This is a genomic window from uncultured Aquimarina sp. (assembly GCF_947495315.1).
In the GTDB taxonomy this organism is placed as follows: Bacteria; Bacteroidota; Bacteroidia; order Flavobacteriales; family Flavobacteriaceae; genus Aquimarina.
Window position 1 is genome coordinate 12579 of sequence record NZ_CANLYD010000022.1, and the last position, 18714, is coordinate 31292.

At 32.0% G+C, this 18714-nt stretch carries 22 protein-coding genes; 7 read left to right on the top strand and 15 right to left on the bottom strand.

The window, feature by feature from the left end:
• Positions 1 to 162: 162 nt before the first annotated feature.
• From Q0910_RS26170 to nadC, 8 genes are all read right to left on the bottom strand, one after another.
• Complete coding sequence (locus Q0910_RS26170; RefSeq protein ID WP_299223221.1) at positions 163 to 681, bottom strand: hypothetical protein; 519 nt, start codon at positions 679 to 681, stop codon at positions 163 to 165.
• Between the two features lie 73 nt (positions 682 to 754).
• Positions 755 to 3208, bottom strand: a complete 2454-nt coding sequence (gene priA / locus Q0910_RS26175) for a primosomal protein N' (RefSeq protein WP_299223223.1) — start codon at positions 3206 to 3208, stop codon at positions 755 to 757.
• 102 nt (positions 3209 to 3310) lie between these two features.
• Entirely contained in the window at positions 3311 to 3877 is a 567-nt protein-coding gene (locus Q0910_RS26180; RefSeq protein ID WP_299223225.1) for a chalcone isomerase family protein, read from the bottom strand.
• Positions 3878 to 3979: 102 nt separating this feature from the next.
• Entirely contained in the window at positions 3980 to 4408 is a 429-nt protein-coding gene (locus tag Q0910_RS26185; protein WP_299223227.1) for a DUF2147 domain-containing protein, read from the bottom strand.
• A gap of 108 nt (positions 4409 to 4516) precedes the next feature.
• Positions 4517 to 5080, bottom strand: a complete 564-nt coding sequence (locus tag Q0910_RS26190) for a chalcone isomerase family protein (RefSeq protein WP_299223228.1) — start codon at positions 5078 to 5080, stop codon at positions 4517 to 4519.
• A 145-nt stretch (positions 5081 to 5225) separates the two neighbouring features.
• Entirely contained in the window at positions 5226 to 5783 is a 558-nt protein-coding gene (locus Q0910_RS26195; RefSeq protein ID WP_299223230.1) for a chalcone isomerase family protein, read from the bottom strand.
• 36 nt (positions 5784 to 5819) lie between these two features.
• On the bottom strand, positions 5820 to 6737 hold the full coding sequence (locus Q0910_RS26200; protein WP_299223232.1) for a YihY/virulence factor BrkB family protein: 918 nt from the start codon (positions 6735 to 6737) through the stop codon (positions 5820 to 5822).
• A 3-nt stretch (positions 6738 to 6740) separates the two neighbouring features.
• Positions 6741 to 7598 (bottom strand): carboxylating nicotinate-nucleotide diphosphorylase, encoded by an 858-nt coding sequence (nadC, locus tag Q0910_RS26205; protein WP_299223234.1) that lies wholly within the window; start codon positions 7596 to 7598, stop codon positions 6741 to 6743.
• A 133-nt stretch (positions 7599 to 7731) separates the two neighbouring features.
• On the opposite strand from nadC, the gene rlmH reads away from it, so the two are divergent.
• Complete coding sequence (gene rlmH, locus Q0910_RS26210; RefSeq protein WP_299223236.1) at positions 7732 to 8205, top strand: 23S rRNA (pseudouridine(1915)-N(3))-methyltransferase RlmH; 474 nt, start codon at positions 7732 to 7734, stop codon at positions 8203 to 8205.
• A 27-nt stretch (positions 8206 to 8232) separates the two neighbouring features.
• Here the strand turns inward: rlmH and Q0910_RS26215 are convergent, their stop codons facing one another.
• Genes Q0910_RS26215 through Q0910_RS26240 form a run of 6 tightly spaced genes read right to left on the bottom strand, consistent with a single transcriptional unit; the run spans position 8233 to position 13719 of the window.
• Complete coding sequence (locus Q0910_RS26215; protein ID WP_299223238.1) at positions 8233 to 8646, bottom strand: hypothetical protein; 414 nt, start codon at positions 8644 to 8646, stop codon at positions 8233 to 8235.
• A gap of 46 nt (positions 8647 to 8692) precedes the next feature.
• Positions 8693 to 9142: a hypothetical protein gene (locus Q0910_RS26220; protein ID WP_299223240.1), complete on the bottom strand. Its 450-nt coding sequence runs from the start codon at positions 9140 to 9142 to the stop codon at positions 8693 to 8695.
• Positions 9143 to 9194: 52 nt separating this feature from the next.
• Positions 9195 to 10406: a serine hydrolase domain-containing protein gene (locus Q0910_RS26225; protein ID WP_299223242.1), complete on the bottom strand. Its 1212-nt coding sequence runs from the start codon at positions 10404 to 10406 to the stop codon at positions 9195 to 9197.
• 45 nt (positions 10407 to 10451) lie between these two features.
• Entirely contained in the window at positions 10452 to 11132 is a 681-nt protein-coding gene (locus tag Q0910_RS26230) for a response regulator transcription factor (protein ID WP_299223244.1), read from the bottom strand.
• A 2-nt stretch (positions 11133 to 11134) separates the two neighbouring features.
• Positions 11135 to 12532, bottom strand: coding sequence for a HAMP domain-containing sensor histidine kinase (locus Q0910_RS26235; protein ID WP_299223246.1), 1398 nt, complete (start codon positions 12530 to 12532; stop codon positions 11135 to 11137).
• On the bottom strand, positions 12532 to 13719 hold the full coding sequence (locus Q0910_RS26240; RefSeq protein ID WP_299223248.1) for a S41 family peptidase: 1188 nt from the start codon (positions 13717 to 13719) through the stop codon (positions 12532 to 12534). The genes Q0910_RS26235 and Q0910_RS26240 overlap by 1 nt, the downstream gene beginning before the upstream one ends.
• Before the next feature lie 201 nt (positions 13720 to 13920).
• Between Q0910_RS26240 and Q0910_RS26245 the strand changes: the two genes are divergently transcribed.
• The 6 genes from Q0910_RS26245 (at position 13921) to Q0910_RS26270 (ending at position 18148) form a co-directional block, all read left to right on the top strand.
• Positions 13921 to 14823 carry a geranylgeranylglycerol-phosphate geranylgeranyltransferase gene (locus Q0910_RS26245; RefSeq protein WP_299223250.1) on the top strand — a complete coding sequence of 301 codons (903 nt, stop codon included), beginning with the start codon at positions 13921 to 13923 and terminating at the stop codon, positions 14821 to 14823.
• A gap of 3 nt (positions 14824 to 14826) precedes the next feature.
• A complete protein-coding gene (locus tag Q0910_RS26250; RefSeq protein WP_299223252.1) occupies positions 14827 to 15414 on the top strand; it encodes a Maf-like protein in 588 nt (195 codons plus the stop codon).
• 41 nt (positions 15415 to 15455) lie between these two features.
• Positions 15456 to 16400 (top strand): septum formation inhibitor Maf, encoded by a 945-nt coding sequence (locus Q0910_RS26255; RefSeq protein WP_299223255.1) that lies wholly within the window; start codon positions 15456 to 15458, stop codon positions 16398 to 16400.
• A gap of 40 nt (positions 16401 to 16440) precedes the next feature.
• Entirely contained in the window at positions 16441 to 16728 is a 288-nt protein-coding gene (locus Q0910_RS26260; RefSeq protein ID WP_299223391.1) for a 4a-hydroxytetrahydrobiopterin dehydratase, read from the top strand.
• Between the two features lie 79 nt (positions 16729 to 16807).
• Positions 16808 to 17533, top strand: coding sequence for a YebC/PmpR family DNA-binding transcriptional regulator (locus Q0910_RS26265; protein WP_299223257.1), 726 nt, complete (start codon positions 16808 to 16810; stop codon positions 17531 to 17533).
• A gap of 102 nt (positions 17534 to 17635) precedes the next feature.
• Positions 17636 to 18148, top strand: coding sequence for a hypothetical protein (locus tag Q0910_RS26270; RefSeq protein WP_299223259.1), 513 nt, complete (start codon positions 17636 to 17638; stop codon positions 18146 to 18148).
• Here the strand turns inward: Q0910_RS26270 and Q0910_RS26275 are convergent.
• On the bottom strand, positions 18145 to 18702 hold the full coding sequence (locus Q0910_RS26275) for a 1-acyl-sn-glycerol-3-phosphate acyltransferase (RefSeq protein ID WP_299223261.1): 558 nt from the start codon (positions 18700 to 18702) through the stop codon (positions 18145 to 18147). The genes Q0910_RS26270 and Q0910_RS26275 overlap by 4 nt on opposite strands.
• Between the last annotated feature and the right edge of the window lie 12 nt (positions 18703 to 18714).

Here is an 18714-nt window from a genome sequence, read left to right on the forward strand (position 1 = left end):
TCCTTCTAATTCAAACTGTTTTTTTAAACCTTGAAACGATCAAATTACAATCATTGCCTCACCTATAAATCTAATAATAAAAATAATACAGTAACATAAAGACCTAATACCAAAAACTTTACGACTCAATAAAATACTAAAATTTTATAGTGTAAGATCTTCTTAGTGTAAATACTTTCGGGTAGCATTCAACCAATAAAAAACCAAAAATAAAATAGCAGGAACTAGAAATAGGATTGAAATGGCAAAAGCAAGCTCACTTACATCACCTAAATATTTAATATCAGTATAAGAAAATGCTGCTATAGCTATGGTTATGATATACATTACTTGACTTACTGTATACACATAAAGTCCTATCCTTTTTCTTTTACCAACCATAATAATTGCGCCAATCAATGTTCCAATACCCGAAATAACATAGAGCCAACCTCTATAATACTCCTTATACAATATTGTATTTTGATCATACCAAATATCTGAAAACAATTGATACCAAAAACCTCTTATTATTACAAATAAAGATCCCACAATGGTTAAAACACATAATGCTATAAAAAAGAAGGATAAGGATTTCTTATTTTCATAATTGTTTAAACTTTTATTGGAAATAATGGTTCGATCAAAGTTGATCATATTTTCTCCTCTTGCCTCTTTACTAAGAGCACTATTTTCTTTCATAAAAGGATTTTAACTTCGTGCTAAAAAAATTAATTAGTTAATAATAGACACTAAATATACTTATAAAAACGAATTAATAATTATCTACATTAATTATAATTCTTACTCCCGAAAACTCTTTAATACTTCTAAAAGAGTTTTGTGTTTTTTTGATCACCTCTTTCGTTTTCTTTAGGGATTGTCCATGAGGTATTTTTATTAAAATATTCTTATTATACTGATTTCGAATTCTGGAAATAGGTGGAAATTCAGGTCCGAGTACATTTTCTTTAAAGGTTATTGCTAATGATTTTGCCAACCACATAGTGGCTTCATTGACTTTGTTATAGTCTTTATGACGACCTGTGATCTTAATAATCCGATGAAAAGGAGGATACTTGTATTGATATCGATCCTCTATCTGATCCTTATACATCGCAGTATAATCATTAACTGATACCTGTTGAAGAATTTGATGAAATGGATTATAAGTTTGGATCAATACTTTTCCTCTTTTACTTGTTCTCCCAGCTCTACCCGCTACTTGCTGCATTAACTGGAAGCTTCGTTCATGTGCTCTAAAATCCGGAAAATTAAGAAGATTATCAGCATTCATAATTCCGACCAGCGTTACATTTCTGAAATCTAACCCTTTAGTTAACATCTGGGTGCCAACCAGAATATCTATTTCTCCTTCTTCAAATTTATTTATTATTTTTTCATACCCATGTTTCCCTCTGGTAGTATCCTGATCCATTCTACCAATATTATGATCTGGAAATAACTCCTTGAGTTCATTCTCTATTTGCTCGGTTCCAAAACCTTTGGTAGATAACTCGTGACTATCGCACGCCATACATTTTTGTAACATCGCTATATGATATCCACAATAATGACATCGCAACTGATTACGATAATTATGATAAGTAAGACTAACATCACAATTAGGACACTGAGGCGAATGCCCACAAGTATTGCATTCTACCACTGGAGAATATCCTCTTCTATTTTGGAACAGAATAACCTGTTCCTGCTCTTTTAGCGCCTCCCGAATAGCTGTTAACAGCGTATCACTAAAATGACCGGTCATTTCCTTTTTTTTGTATTTGGTCTTCAGATCTACCAAATTTATATCTGGCATTAACACATCGCCATATCGCCTGTTTAATTCTACCAATCCATATTTTCCCTGCTTCGCATTATAATATGACTCTAATGCTGGTGTAGCAGATCCTAACATTACTTTCGCCCTGAACATATTGGATAACACCACAGCCGTATCTCTAGCGTGATATCTAGGTGCTGGATCATATTGCTTAAAAGAACTTTCATGTTCTTCGTCAATAATAATCAATCCAAGATTCGTAAAAGGAAGAAAAATTGAAGATCTTGCCCCAATAACAATTTGAGCCTTAGACTTAGCATCTTTTACATTATTCCAAGCTTCTACTCTCTCATTTACAGAATATTTAGAATGATATACCGCTAATTTCTCTCCAAAATATTCTCGCAACCTTGTTATTAATTGTGTGGTTAACGCAATCTCTGGCAACAAATACAAAACTTGTTTTCCTTTTTGTATTTCTTCTTCGATCAATTTCACATACACTTCTGTCTTTCCTGAAGAAGTTACCCCATGAAGCAAACAAACATCCTTTTCTATAAGACTTTCTTTAACCTCCTTTAGAGCTTGCTCTTGGTATGTATTTAATTCTTTGGTCGCACTAACTGAATCCTGTTCATATTGAATTCTATCTGTCTGTAAGTGATATTCTTCTAATATATTTTTATCTATTAACGTCTTAATCACTCCCGCATTACTATTTGCAGCTTTTACAAGTTCGCTCACTTTGATTGCATTCTCACTTTTGGCTTGCAGCATAAACAGGTGCATTAACACATCTCTTTGCTTAGGGGCACGAGTCAAGGAGTCTAATAACGATTGCAGACCTTCTTCGCTTGTATATTCTGTTTGTAGTTTAACGTATCTTACCAGCTTTGGTTTATATTGTTCATAAATTTCTTCTTGAACCGTAATGACTTGTTTTTCTATTAATCTTTTAATCAGAGGAAGTACGTTTTTCTTTCCAATGATATCCATTACTTCCTGTATACGCAGTAAACTTTGATGCTGCAGTGCTTCATATACCAGAAACTCATCATCTTTCAATAAGCTTTCATCAATTGAAGCTCTGTCATTTCTTAGAATAATTGTTTCGCTCTCCAATAAAAACGCACTTGGGAGTGCCGCTCGCATCACTTCTCCTTTTGAGCACATATAATATTGAGAGATCCATGACCAAAGCTCCAATTGATGTGTCGTAACTATAGGAGTTTCGTCCAAAATATGCTCTATTTCTTTAGCTTCGTATACCTGAGGAGCTATTTGATGTATTTTCGTAACCAATGCCGCGTACACTTTGCTTTTACCAAATTGTACAGCAACTCGCATTCCTTGTTTTAAGAAATGAGCCTCATTTTCATTAATACTATACGTAAACTCTTTATCAAGAGGAATAGGAAGGATTACATCTATAAAATACGCCATCGATACTTTTGATTCAAAACAAAAATACATCTTTAACCCTATTATATACAACAAAAGCCTGATCAAATGATCAGGCTTTTGTTTATTTTGGGGTAAATTTATTTATCCGTTCTGTCCCAGCATTCCACCTTTAATTAGCTTACAAGCCGGTTCATCACCTAGCCAAATCTTAAATAATGCGTATTTAAAATCTCTTCCTTCTATATATCCTACTTCTTCACCATTTTTAAAGGTTCTTATTCCTTTTCCCTTTATATATACCAGATCAAAAAAATCATTAATCTGAGTACTACTTCCGAATAACTCTAAAAACTGATCAATTCTTTTATCAAGACTTTGGGTATTACCAAACATTGCATCATCAAAACCTTTTCTAAATACTTTGATCATTCTCTTATTGGTTACTTTTTTAGAGTTAATAACCAATCGAATCGACATACTCTCATCTGCATCTAAAACTTTTCTATCATCAGAGTATTTATTAATAGTATATAATCCTCCTGAATATGTTTCAACTCCTAATACTTTTCGAACACCAGCTCCATTAAGGGTAAGTTCTTCTCCTTCAAAAGTTACTTTATATGGAACTACTGCATCTCCAACTCTAATTTGTGCAGTTGTGATAGTTGTAACAACTAATAAGATAGATAGGGTAATGATTTTTTTCATGATTTAGTTTTTAAAAATTACAAGAGCTTAGTTCTGTAATTCTTAAAAAACTAACAGCGAAAATGTTAAAATTTTCTTTAAAAAAAACTCAACATAAAGAAATTATGCTTTAATCCACTTCTGAGTTCTGAATAAAAATGCTATATACCCTCTAACATTCAAAGTGTTAGGATCATCTTCATCAACCCAGATTTTACATTTGTAGACTTTACCATTTTCTGGATCCATGATGGTTCCATCATCATATTCATCCCCGTCTTTCTGTAAACCTTTGAGAATTACCATTCCTTCTATAGGTTTATTATAATCCTCGCCTTCGCATTCTTTACATAGCTTATCCCTGTCAGATTCTTTTAGAATACGGTCAATTTTACCGTATATCTTATTTCCTGTCTTATAAATTACTACGATTGATTTGGCCTCTCCTGAATTATCATCGATAGTTTTCCATTTACCAATAATTTCGCTTTGAGCATTAGCAAACCCCGTTATAAATATCAATGCTATAATAAGAATTTTAGATATGTTCATCTGATTAATAGTTTTAAACTTTTGGGTTCAATATAGAAAATATGATGATAACAAAAAAGCTATCTGAATTCAGATAGCTTTTGTTTTTTAAATTTTATTAGGAAAGAATTACTGGATTCCTAACATTCCGTTTTTAATTCCTTCGCTAGCAGGTTCATCACCTAACCATATCTTGAATAATGAATATTTAAAGTCTCGTCCTTCTACAACACCAAGCTCTTTTCCATTCTTAAAAGCTTTCACTCCCTCATCTTTTATATATACAATATCAAAAATATCATTCTTAACGATAGGTTCATTAAAAAACTTAATAAACTTGTTTATTCTTTCATCTAACGATTTGGTATTGCCAAAAGTTGCTTTGTTAAAACCATCACGAACTGCCTTAATCATTTTCTTTTGTGTTACAAAACCCGAAACTATATTTAACTTTATAGCCATGGTTTCGTTTGCATCGAGAATCGCTCTTGGATCCTTACTCTTTTTTTGTAGATAAAGTCCTCCAGCATATAAATCGATCCAAAGCATTTCACGCATCCCCGCTCCGTTTAACTTAAGATCTGTATCTCCGAAATTTTCCTCGTAAGGTAATACAGCTTTACCGATTCTGATTTGCGCTGTAGCAGTTGTTAAAGAAATAAGTGCTACAACTAGTAAAGTAATTTTTTTCATCTTTGTTAAAGTTTTGTTGGGGTGTATTAATATTTAAATTTTTCCTTCTATTGCAAAAATAATAAAATTTATTATGCATGCACAGGAAAAGTTGAAAAAAAATGTTAAATTTGTGTATTTCACCGTCAAAACAATACTTTTTGTCTTAAGAACCACCTAGCATTTTATTTTTCAAATCTTTATCTGCAGGATTATCTCCAATCCATATGTTAAATAATGCTTTTTTAAAGTCTAATCCTTCTACATATCCTTTTTCTACTCCATCTTTATAGATAACGCTTCCTTTACCTTGCTCATAAACAATATCATAGATCTGTCCTTTTTCGATTTCATCTTTTATGAACCCAACGAACGTGTTGATTCTTTTATCTAAAGAGCTTGTGTTTCCTTTAGTAGATTTTTTAAATCCATCTCTTAACGCTGATTCCATTTTACTTCTAGACATCATACCCGATACTATATGTAATTTTATCGCCATTGTTTCGTCTGCAGCAGCAATTGAACCAGCACTAGCACTTTTTTTCTTAAGATATAATCCTCCATTATAAATATCGAAAAAGAACTTTTCTCTTATCCCTTCTCCATTTTTCATCAAGTCTTCTCCATTAAAAGTTACTGTATCCGGCAGTATAGCATCTTTATCCTGTGCCTGAGTAGTTCCTAGAGTTACTAAAAGAATAAATAATAAGCTTAATTTTTTCATTTTTATTAAATTAATTGTTTGTATAATGCTAAAATATTAAAAATTCTTCTTCAATTTTATAAGTGATGCATTTAATTCGAAACCTAATAACAGTAAATTTGCATTTAACCATATATATACCATTAAAATCAGCATAGCTCCAATTGATCCGTACAATTTATTATAGTTAGAAAAATTGTCTATGTATACACCAAATAAATATGTTGTTACCATAATAAGTATGGTAGTCATAAATGCTCCTGGTGAAAAAAACCTATTCATTTTTCCTTCTGTTGTACCAAAATAAAACAAAGTGGCTATTACCAGAAAAATCATTAAAACGAATAAACCATATTTTCCAAATTGTAACCAAAAAACAGTATTATCCATGACTCCCATCTCTTTTAAATCTTCTAATAAATAACTAAAGTATAGCGTCACTATTACCGTGATAAGCAATAACGATGCCACAATTAGCGAGACTCCTAAAGCTACTATATACTGTTTTACAAAATTACGATTCAGTGTAACGTGATATGAGTATTCAAACCCTGAAAACACTGCATTAATTCCATTTGTCATTAAAAACAATGAGAGTACAAAAACTGTAGATAATAACCCTGTTCTTGGGTTAGCGGAAATATCACTATATATTTCTTCAAAGAATAATTTGGATTGATTGGGTAAGGCTGAAGTTATGAATTCGAAAAAATTCTCCTGAAATCCATCAATGTGTATTATAGGAATTAGATTTAATAAAAATAACAGAAAAGGAAACAGGGATAAAAAAAAACTCCAAGAAATCGCACTGGCTCTTGCAGAGAATGTTCCTTTAACAATTCCTATTGTATAAATTTCAACTAAATCATAAAGAGAAAGACCCTCAAAACCTGGAAGAATAATTTTCTTTCCGATTTTAATCAAAATATTTATAATCGGAATCTTATTGAGTTTATCTTCAACTGCTTTTGACATACGCTATATTGCTTTCAAGCTCAAATCGAGATTATAAACAGAATGGGTTAAAGCGCCACTACTAATATAATTGACACCGCATTCTGCATATTTCCGAACAGTTTTTTCATTTATTCCTCCACTGGATTCCGTAAGACAAGTATTTCCGATAAGTTCCACTGCCTTTCTAGTGTCATCATAATTAAAATTATCTATTAGGATTCTATACACTCCAGGAGTTTTCAATATTTCTTTAATTTCATTGAGATCACGAGCTTCTACAATAATCTTAAGATCTCTATTAGTATCTTCCAGATATTTCTTTGTCTTTTCTATAGCATTGGTAATACCGCCTGCAAAATCAATATGGTTATCTTTTAGCATAATCATATCATACAATGCAAATCTATGATTCTCTCCTCCACCGATCTTCACTGCCCATTTCTCAAGAGCTCTGATTCCTGGAGTGGTTTTTCTTGTATCCAAAATCTTAGTTCCTGTTCCTTCTAATAACTGTACGAATTGATTTGTCTTTGTAGCAATAGCACTCATTCTTTGCATAGCATTAAGAACTAACCTTTCTGCTTTTAGAATCGATTGGGAACTTCCTGATACATAAAAAGCAATATCGCCATATTTCACCTTTGATCCATCTTCAATCTTTACCTCAACCTCCATTTTCGGATCTACATAGTTAAATACTTTTTTAGCAAATTCTACACCTGCTAATATCCCTTCATCCTTCACTAATAATTTAGCTTTCCCTGTTGCTGTATTAGGAATACAGGCCAACGAACTGTGATCTCCATCACCTACATCTTCTCTAATAGCATTTTCAATTATTAATTCAATTTCGTTATCAAATTGAGCTTTTGTAATCATATTGAATGGTTATTTTTGCTAAAGTAGGAAAAGAAGTTGGAAGTACGAAGTTGGAAGTACGAAGTTGGAAGTACGAAGTTGGAAGTACGAAGTTGGAAGTACGAAGTAAGAAGTCAATAAAGAAACTATATCAATGACAATTAAATTAATCGCAGTAGGTAAAACGGATCATAAACAACTAGAGAATCTTATTGCTGAGTATATCAAAAGGTTAGGGTTTTATATCAAATTCACGTTTGAAATCATATCCGATATAAAGAATTCCAAAAACCTAAGCGAGGCACAACAAAAAGATAAAGAAGGAAAATTAATTTTAGCTAAAACCAGTACTTCTGATGTTTTGATACTATTGGATGAAAATGGCAAACAATATGATTCTGTTGCTTTTTCCCAACTTTTGCAGAAACATATGAATAGTGGCATCAAGCAATTGATATTTGTAATTGGTGGACCTTATGGGTTTAGTCCTGATGTATATAATAGAGCTAACAGTAAACTTTCATTATCAAAAATGACATTCTCTCATCAAATGATTCGTCTATTTTTTATTGAGCAATTGTATAGAGGTTTTACTATTCTAAAAAATGAGCCCTATCATCATCGATAAGGCCCATTTAAACAGTTATCCTACTTATTAATCCTTGATTAGTTCTCGTAAATCACTAAAAGCATCTATCAAATCTTCTACCAAATCAATAGACACAGCTTCTTTATCCAAAAAGACAGATAGTTTTCCTTCTCTTAATTTAACTTTATATCCTTCTTCTCCTTTGTTAATATAGTTCCAGGTATAGGATCCATAGTTTTTAGACATTTTTGTATCCAGATGATCATTTAAAAACTTTTTAACCTTATCCGTTTTGTCTGCAGGAAAACTTGCCTTTAACGTATAAATATCATCCGTATTGGAAATAGAAATATTTATTTTATATCCATTACTATCGTCATCGCTAGAATAATTAACGGTTACTTTAGAATTGGAACTTGTTTGTCCGTTTACTGCTGGTATAGCTAACGCTATACATAACATAAAAATGATTGTTTTCATAATATTCGTTTTTTGATTAATGATTGATGTTTATAATTACTTGATTTTAGATCTCTTCTGATTTAGAAGTTATTTTTTTTAATTCTTCTCCTACTTGTTTAAACCTTTTAATCAGTTTATCGGATGCTAATTCTTTACTGACATTGATTCGTAATTTGTTTCCTTTTAATTTTATCTCATACATCTCTTCTTCATCTACCATTTCTGCCCAAAGAAATGTACCGTCTTTGATCTTCATTTTTTCTTCTCCAAACTGATCTATTAAATATGATTTTACATTAGATTTTAAGGATTTCATAAATCTAACTTTTATCCTATAATCATCATCCATGTCTAACACCGTAAAAGATCTATAATATTTTTTATTAGGTGAATCCGTGTCGTATGTAATCGAAAACTCTGATGAAGATTTTGATGAACTAGTTTCTGTTGTCTGCGCCATGGTTGTACATATTCCTAAAATAAGATTGGCTGTAATTAAAATTAATGTTCTCATGATATTTGTTTTTTGATCCGCCCGAGGCGGACAGATTATTGATTGATATATTTTATATGGTATTTATATAATCCTTTTTGTATTGTTTGATCAGCTTCCAAATACTCCTAACAGAATTGATAATATCTTTATCTTCATCTATACCTGTATTCATAAAGAACACTGCTCCTACCTTATCTTTCTTATTAAAATACATAAGCGTTAGAATCCCTGGATCAGATCCATTATGACCCATTTTTCCAGAAGGAGAAACCTCCCAAAAGAATCCATAGTTATCTTTTATTTCCTTTTTAGTATTATACTGCTCTTTAGTTAACTTTGGGGACATCATATCCTGAAAAGAAGTTGTTTTAAGAATACTATCCTCTCCATAATATCCTCTCATTAACTTTTGAAGATATTTAGATAAATCTTCGATAGAGCTTCTAAATCCACCATCGGGATAGGTAATTAATTGATATCTTGGAATTTTATTTCCAGCCTCAGTGTATATAGAAGCATGCTTAGTTTTATCAATAGATTTATATGACCAACCTGAATCTTTCATCTCTAATGGATCTAAGATATATTGTTGTGTATACTCCGTAAAAAAAGTATTTGTAGCTACTTCAATAATATATGCTAATAATGCTGATCCAACATTAGAATATTCATATCTATCTCCCGGTTTTTGCTTTAAAAAATTACGTTGATGATACCATTCACCTTCAGGAGTTAAATGATTTTTAAGAAAGTTTTCCAAACTATATTTTTTATTAATCCCCATCGCCTTCAATTCTTTATATTCGTTTTTAGTGAAGTTTTCTTCCTTTAGTTCAACTTCTTCTTCCAAAACATAACTTTTTTCATACGCATCGGTATCTAAAATTGAAGATGTATGGGTTGCTAAATGTTTTATAGTAATTGGAACTTCTGGGTACTTTGGGTGATTTATGGTAAAAGGTAAAACATCATTGATCGGTGTATCTATTCTTAGTTTACCATCTTCAATGGCTTTCATTAAAGCTATTCCAATAAAAGTTTTAGAAACAGATCCTATATTTTGTATGGTATTTACGGTATATTTTTTCTTTGTTTCTATATCAGCGTAACCAAATCCATTTTGATAAAGTATCTTATCAGGTGTCATTATTGAAACTCCAAAACCAGCTATCTTACTTGTTTTGTATATGGAATCTATTTTTTTATTTAACTGATCAACTGATGTTTGTGCACTGACATAAAATGACACTACAATGCACAGAATTATACTAACTGTTCTCATAAGTATTCGTTTTTTGATTGATGATTGATGATTGATAAAATTTCTTTATTTCAAATTAAATGTGAGACCTACTCCTCTTACACTTTCTATTGTTATATTATTATCTTCCTTAAAATATTTTCTTAATCTACTTATAAACACATCCATACTCCTTCCTGAGAAGAAATCATCATTTCCCCAAACATCCTTTAATAAACGCTCTCTTTTTATCATAGTGTTTTTATGATCATATAAGTACTGAATTAAGATAGCCTCCTTTTCTGTGAGCTTCTGTCGTTCTTCATTTAGTTTTAAGCAATGATTAGTTGCATCAAACTTATAATCTCCAATGGTAATGACTTCTTCCCGTATAGGCTGAACTCTTTGCGATCGCTTTAGAATATTCTGAAGTCTTAGAACCAAAATATCGGCTTCAAAAGGTTTTACGATATAATCATCAGCACCGAGTTTTAAACCACGAATTTTATCTTCTTTCATTTTTTTTGCAGTAAGAAAAACAAATGGAATTTCTGGGTTTAACTCTATTACTTTTTCTGCCAATGTAAAACCATCCATTTTGGGCATCATTACATCAAAAACACAGATATCAAATTGTTCTTCAGAAAAGATTTGCAAAGCTTCTTTACCATCTTGAGCCCAAACTACTTTGTACCCATGCAGCTCTAAATATTGTTTTAAAATGCTTCCAAAATCAAAGTCGTCTTCTGCTAATAATATATGCTGCATAATTATTCGGTTATTGGTAATACTATAGTAAACGTAGTTCCTAAATCAGGTTTGCTCTCTAAAGAAATTGTTCCTTGATGTGCCTTAACGATCTGACTGGTATAAAACAATCCTAAGCCTAAACCCTTTACATCGTGAACATCTCCTTTGCTGACACGATAGAACTTCTCAAAAATCTTACGCTGCTCCTTTTCAGAAATTCCGATTCCGTTATCATGAATAGATATCTCATAATGATCGTCTTTAAGGTATGTTCTAAAAACGATTTCTACTTTTTCTTTACCGTATTTTACTGCATTATCTAAAACATTTAATAAAGCTGTAGTAAACATAAATTTGTCAATGTTTAAATGCACCTCTCTAAATTCAATCTTTGAGACAATACTAACGCTTTTGTTCTGAACAGATAATTCAAAATCCTTCAAAACATTCTGAAAATATGTATCATCTAATACTTCTTCTTTTTTAAGTACTATTTCTTCAGAACCTAAACTATTAGTAACTACCTGATCAACAAGATTCTGCAATCTAATATTCTGACGATCAAGAATATCTAATGTGTTAGCAAATGCATCAGAAGAATTCTGTATTTCAGCTTTTCTTAAACTCTTAGAAGCGATCCCTAAAGTTGCCAATGGAGTTTTAAGCTCGTGTGTAATATTATTTATGAAATCAGTTTTTATATCTGCTAATTTTTTCTGACGAATCAAATTCCTAATAGAATAGAAAAACAGACTAACTACGAAAAGAAATAATAGCACCGAAAAAATAAATAACGTAGCCATCTGTTTAAACACTATTCGTTTCCACCCTATTATATTTATGTAATCTACAGTTCTCACTTCTATGTCCAAAGACATTTTGATTGATCCTTCATTAATTTCGTTTTCATAATCAAGATCAGTAAACCAGCGAGCTTTACTCATCATTACTTCATCTTCCTTAGGAAATTTTTCGCCAAACACATATGCATCTCCTCCAGTAGCAGCAGAAAAAATGGTATCCATCTTTTCTTCTTCAAAAATAACGATACTCTTAATATCCTTTTTATACTGTATATCATATTCTAAATTACGACTTGCTATTTCTTTTTTGTAATACGATATGAATAGATCATTTAAAGAATCAGTTTTAGGTTTAAACCTATTCAGCGCCTCTTTTTTCTGGATATTATTTTTCTTATACTCTGCAAGACTTTCGCTTAAGTACGTATACCAAAGCTCCGCTAAGGAATCCATCTCTTTTGTATTATCAATGTTATTGATAGCACTTTTTGTCTCTCTAATAAATACATCCTTCTTTAGTTGGTATGTATTGTGTATTAGATACGCTTGTATACCACATAGCGCTAACAAAGCTATGATAGATGTAATGATGAGTGTATTTACTTTTTGCTTCATTATAAAGATTCTTTAATGATATCAATCGCTTTTTGCAACTGATCCTGGGTATCTAAGATATAATGTTTTGGACTAAAATCTTCTCTAGGCATTCCATTTATGTGAAATAACTTTTCTACAGGAATCTGAAATCCAATGTTGGTTTCTGGCAATGTGTAGTTATAGATAGCGCCTAACAAATCTCCCATATCTGTACCTACTATTTCTGCTCTATTCAATCCATCAAAACCAATAGTCATACCTTCTCCCATACTGCCAGTCCATCTACCACAGAGAACAACCAGTGGCTTTTCATAAGTTTCTCCTCTTGAAGAAACCAATTCAATCGTATTTCTCCTAACTCCGTATAACTTTTCTTCATATACAAAACTATGACGTTGATAAGGAGCTTCTTTTGCTATAAACCTTCCTATTATAGCTCTTGCTACGGTTGTATTTCCGCCACTTGGTGTATCTCTAAGGTCCAAAATGATTCCATTAGTATTCCATAAGCTATCTAAAACTTTATCGAAAATCTGGATCGTATTATTATCACCTAGAGAATTATTGATTTTTATATATCCAATATTATGATCCATTACTTCTGCTTCTACAAGCGTTGCTAGGCCATTATTCTTTACATTTTCCAGATTGAATGTTAATGAGTCATTAACATTCAATCTCCTTTTTGTATTATGAGTTCCAGCTATTAACAGATTCGCTGCATATTCATACATTCTATTGGTGTGTTTTTTAATGCTTTTAGGCAAAAATCTTTTTATGGCTTCAGAAATTACAATACCATTATATCCTGTTATTTCCATTCCTAATAATAAACCGGATTTTTCTGCAGGAAACCCTTCTCTAATAGCAGATATAATAAAACAATTATTCTTGTATGACACCCATATATCAGTTCCTGTTGGCAATAGTCTACTTGATGAAGCCAGGTTTGTATTTAGACCTATATGACCATTATAAAGTTCATTATTAGTCATTTCTAACAAACGAATAAAATCATCATCATTTTGAATTGTATCCACAGAAGGTTGATAAATCCTTCTTACTTCGTTCCAATCTGTTTTCTGAACATCAAAATATGCAAAGTATTGATCAACTATTTTCCAATAATTTTCAAAATCTTTCTGATACTTAGTTTGTCCAAAGGAACTAGACACTACACATAAAATGATGATGATTCTTAGCATTACTATTCGCTTTTTGATTGTCGATGAGATCAAAACTATAGCATAGTCCTAAATAAACCGAAGAATTCAGTCCTGTTAACCCACCGTTAACGTTAATAAATCTTTATCATCACATAAAACAAAGGGTTTAAGAGGATAAGTTAATGGCGCATCCAAAAGGATAAATTATTACATTTGCGGACTAATACAACCTATCTTTTCATGCAAGCATATTTAAAGCTAATTAAATTCGATAATCTCATTCTTATAGCCATAGCACAATTATGTATTAAATATGGTCTTTTTGAACCTTTTGACATTGCTATTACATTAAATGGATTCGGGATTTCACTTTTGATTATCGCTACAATTTCTTTGGTTGCAGCGGCAAATGTTATGCTATATATTGAAAACAAAGAATATGCTATCAAGAAAGAAAACACAAATGCAATCATTTCGGAAAAGATCGCTAATCGTCTTTTTATAATTTTTAATGTTATTGGAGTTGCCGTTGGTTTCTATCTATCCAATAGTATAGGAAAACCTAAGTTAGCCGCTTTATTTATCATAGTTTCCGGTATATTTTATATCTACGCTACGTATTTAAAGGAAATTTTAGTTCTAAAAAATGTAGTTATAGGCATTCTAATGGCTTTAGGGTTAATTTCCGTTGCCATTTTTGATTTACTTCCTGCCATTACTGATCAGAATAGAGCTTCTCAGAAAGTTATCTTTCTAATTATAGTAGACTATTCTGTTTTTGCTTTTACTATCGTTACTATTCGTGAAATTGTAAAAGACTGCTTCTCAATAGACAGGGATCATAATGCTGGCATACAAACAATCCCTATAGCTTTAGGAAAAGATCGCACTGTAAAACTCATTGGTGGATTGACGATAATTCCGATTGGATTAATTATCTACTATGTTTATACATATCTATTCAGCAATTCTACTGCAGTCGTTTTAGTTTTGGGACTCTTGGTAGCACCTTTATTATATTTTATGTTCAAAAGCTGGAGTGCAGAAACCAATAAGGACTTTAAAACGTTAAGCCTTATTTTAAAAATGGTATTGTTTTTAGCCTCCCTATCTATATTGTTATATCAATTTATTCTACTTTAACATATGCTAAGAGAATTATTAAAGAATCATAACCTTATTCTAGCGTCCGGATCACCTAGAAGACAACAATTTTTCAGGGATTTGGATTTGGACTTCACAATCCAATTGAAAGAAGTCAACGAAATATATCCTGATCATCTTAAAGCATCAGCAATATCTGATTATCTGGCAAAATTAAAAGCAGATGAATTCATACAACTAAAACCAAATGATATTTTGGTTACCAGTGATACGATCGTTTGGCACCATAATAAAGCTATCGGAAAACCTAAAGACGCACAAGACGCTAAAAATATGATAGCCTCATTATCCGGAGAAACTCACGAGGTAATTACATCGGTATGTTTTAAGACGGCTACTACTACCAAAATTATAAATCAAACCACAAAAGTTACTTTTAAACCGCTTACCACCGAGGAAATAGACTATTATGTAGACACCTTTTCTCCAATGGATAAGGCAGGCGCCTATGGCATACAAGAGTGGATTGGATATATAGGTATTACCAACATAGAAGGAAGCTATTTTAATGTTATGGGACTTCCCGTACAACTTGTTTACGAAACGTTAATGAAACTTGCCGGATCATAGCTTTATCGTAATTTGCTATATAAAAGCATAAAAAACATATTATGAAAAAGTCATTGCTCCTATTCGGAATATTAGGTGTTTTGGTAATTATTGCTTGCAGTAATATCAAAGCAGATGAAAAGACCAAAAATGCGGAAAAAGTAATTACCGAAAACACAACATCAGCTTTAAAACCAGCAAAAGAGCTTTCGGAAAGTTTTAAAAAATACTGGTATGCCGGTAATGCAGAAATTACATCTTATCAGTTAGAACAAGCTCGATATGGTGAAATCAGAGAAGGAAAAGCTGTTCTTATTTATGTAACTGAAGATTTTCTTAGCAAGGAACAAGTCAAAGCGGATTATCAAAACACAGAAAATGTACCCGTTCTAAAGCTAAATGCTACTAAAAAGTTTAATACAGGTATATATCCATATTCAATTATGCAAAGTACCTTTTATCCTGTTGCAGACAACCAACACGCTATTAAAATATCTAGCTCAATGCAAGAGTGGTGCGGGCATGTGTACGCACAATTAAATAATCGCAAAAAGTTTGATGTGATGTCTCACTCCTACTTTCAGGGAGAAGCAGATCAGAATTTTGCATTAGAAAAAGATATTCTAGAAAACGAATTGTGGGCAAAAATCAGAATCGACCCTGATAACTTACCGCAAGGAGACTTAAAAATCATTCCTTCTTTTGAATATTCTAGACTCAAACACAAAGAGATTAAAGCATATTCGGCAAAAGCTACCTTACAAAAAGATGCAACTTCTAATATTTATACCATAAACTACCCAGAATTGAACAGAAGTATCAGTATTACTTTTAATAGTTCTTTCCCATACGAAATAGAAGGCTGGTCAGAAACTTTTAAAAGTGGTTTTGGTGCTAATGCTAAAGAATTAACCACAAAAGCTACTAAACTAAAACGCATCAAATCTGCTTATTGGGGAAAGAACAGTAATAAAGATGAAGTGCTAAGGCAAGAATTGGGACTTTAAAACAACATTACAAATAATAATTTTAAATAAAAATCATACTATTATGAAACTAACTGAAACTGAAATTGCCTCTCGACTAGAAAAAATGGATGGTTGGGAATATGAAGATAATGCACTTCATACGTCATTCGAATTCGAAAACTTTAAAGATGCTTTTTCAGCTATGTCTCGTATTGCTTTTGAAGCTGAAGCCCTAAACCATCACCCCGATTGGTCCAATGTCTATAACGTAGTTAATGTAAGTCTATCTACACACGATGCCGATGGTGTTACTGAAAAAGATTTTCAACTTGCCAGAGCCATTGACGGAATTGTAGAAGAAGAATAAAAATTAAGTGGAAATGAATATGTATTTGTGAAACATTTGGTTTCTACTTATGTTTGTATTCAGATTTTAAATTTAGATTATGGGAAGAGCTTTTGAGTTCAGAAAGGCACGTAAAATGAAACGTTGGTCAGCAATGTCCAAAGCATTTACTCGTATTGGTAAAGATATTGTAATGGCGGTAAAAGAAGGTGGTCCTGACCCAGCTTCTAATTCACGCTTAAGAGCAGTCATACAGAATGCAAAGGCTGTAAATATGCCAAAAGACAATGTAGAGCGTGCTATTAAAAAAGCTTCTGATAAAGACCAAAGTGATTATAAAGAAGTACTGTTTGAAGGATATGCTCCACACGGAATCGCTATACTAGTAGAAACTGCTACTGATAACAACAATAGAACAGTTGCTAATGTGCGATCTTATTTCAATAAGTGCGATGGCAACTTAGGAACATCTGGTTCTGTAGAATTTATGTTTGATCATACATGTAACTTTAGAATTAATGGAGAAGGTCTTGATCCTGAAGAATTGGAACTGGAATTTATAGATTTTGGAGCAGAAGAAGTGTTCCAGGATGAAGATGGAATTTTAATTTACGCTCCTTTCGAAAGCTTTGGTGCTATCCAAAAAGAATTAGAAAGTAGAGAAATTGAAATCTTATCATCCGGTTTTGAACGTATTCCACAAGTAACTAAGAAACTTACTCCAGAACAAGCTGCTGATGTAGAAAAGCTTCTAGAAAAAATAGAAGAAGATGATGATGTACAAAATGTATATCATTCTATGGAAGAGTCATCTTCTGAGGAGTAAACAAAAGAATAACAATACTTTATGAAAAGACTGTCTGATAAGGCGGTCTTTTTTTGTTATGTTTAAAAAGTATTTACGACCTAATTAAAAATCAATACAATTATGAAGCATTGGATCTTTTTGGTATTTCTTTCTATGGGATTATTTTCTCAAGCTCAAAACATGAATAATGACACCTTAGGTGAGATTATTACCAAAAAAGCTGATACCTTGACTGGAATCCTGGGAAACTGGCAGTTTGTTTATAAAGAAACTCCAATGTTATGTATTACCGATGCAAAAAATAATAGAATGCGAATTATAGCTCCTATTACGGAATCTAATAATCTTGATAAAGATTTGTTATTAGATTCTATGACCGCGAACTTTCATTCGGCTCTTGATGTTAAATATGCGATTTCTAATGGAATTCTTTGGTCTGCGTATGTACATCCTTTAAAAGAGCTAAGCACAGAACAAGTAGAAAGTGCTATATCTCAAGTTTATCTTGCAGCAAAAACTTTTGGAACAACATTCTCCAGTACAGAATTGCTTTTTGGGGCAAGTGCTTTAGAAGAAGAAAAAGAAGAACCTAAAAAGGAGATAATTAAAAAAGAAAATACTAGAAAGTTTTAAATATCTGGTTCAAAACTATATTCAGGAATCTTTCCTTTTACACCTTTAAAGAAACCATACATAGATTGTAAGTCTTTATCAATATCATCAGTAGGATAAAATGGAGGTGACACTACTACTTGCTTCTTTCCAAAGTCAAAAGCAACCATAAGGATAGGTACATTAGCCGCCTGAGCAATATAATAAAACCCCGTTTTCCAAGACGACACCTTTTTCCTTGTTCCTTCTGGAGCTAAGGTTAATCTAAGCTCGTCACGCTTCTCAAACTCTTTTGCGATGGCTTCAACTTTATTTTGACCGGGAGTTCTATCCAATGCAATTCCTCCAACTTTTCTAAAATACCAACCAAATGGCCATTTAAAAAGTTCTTTCTTGCCCATAAAACTGATTTTAACACCCGCAACCTGTCGGATAAGTAAACCTATATAAAAATCATGCCAACTAGTATGTGGAACTGCAATAACAACACACTTCTTTATATTATCACCATCAAAATCTCCTATCATCTTCCACCCCATAATTTTGTGAAATATAAAAGATGATAGTTTTCTCATTGTTATCTGATT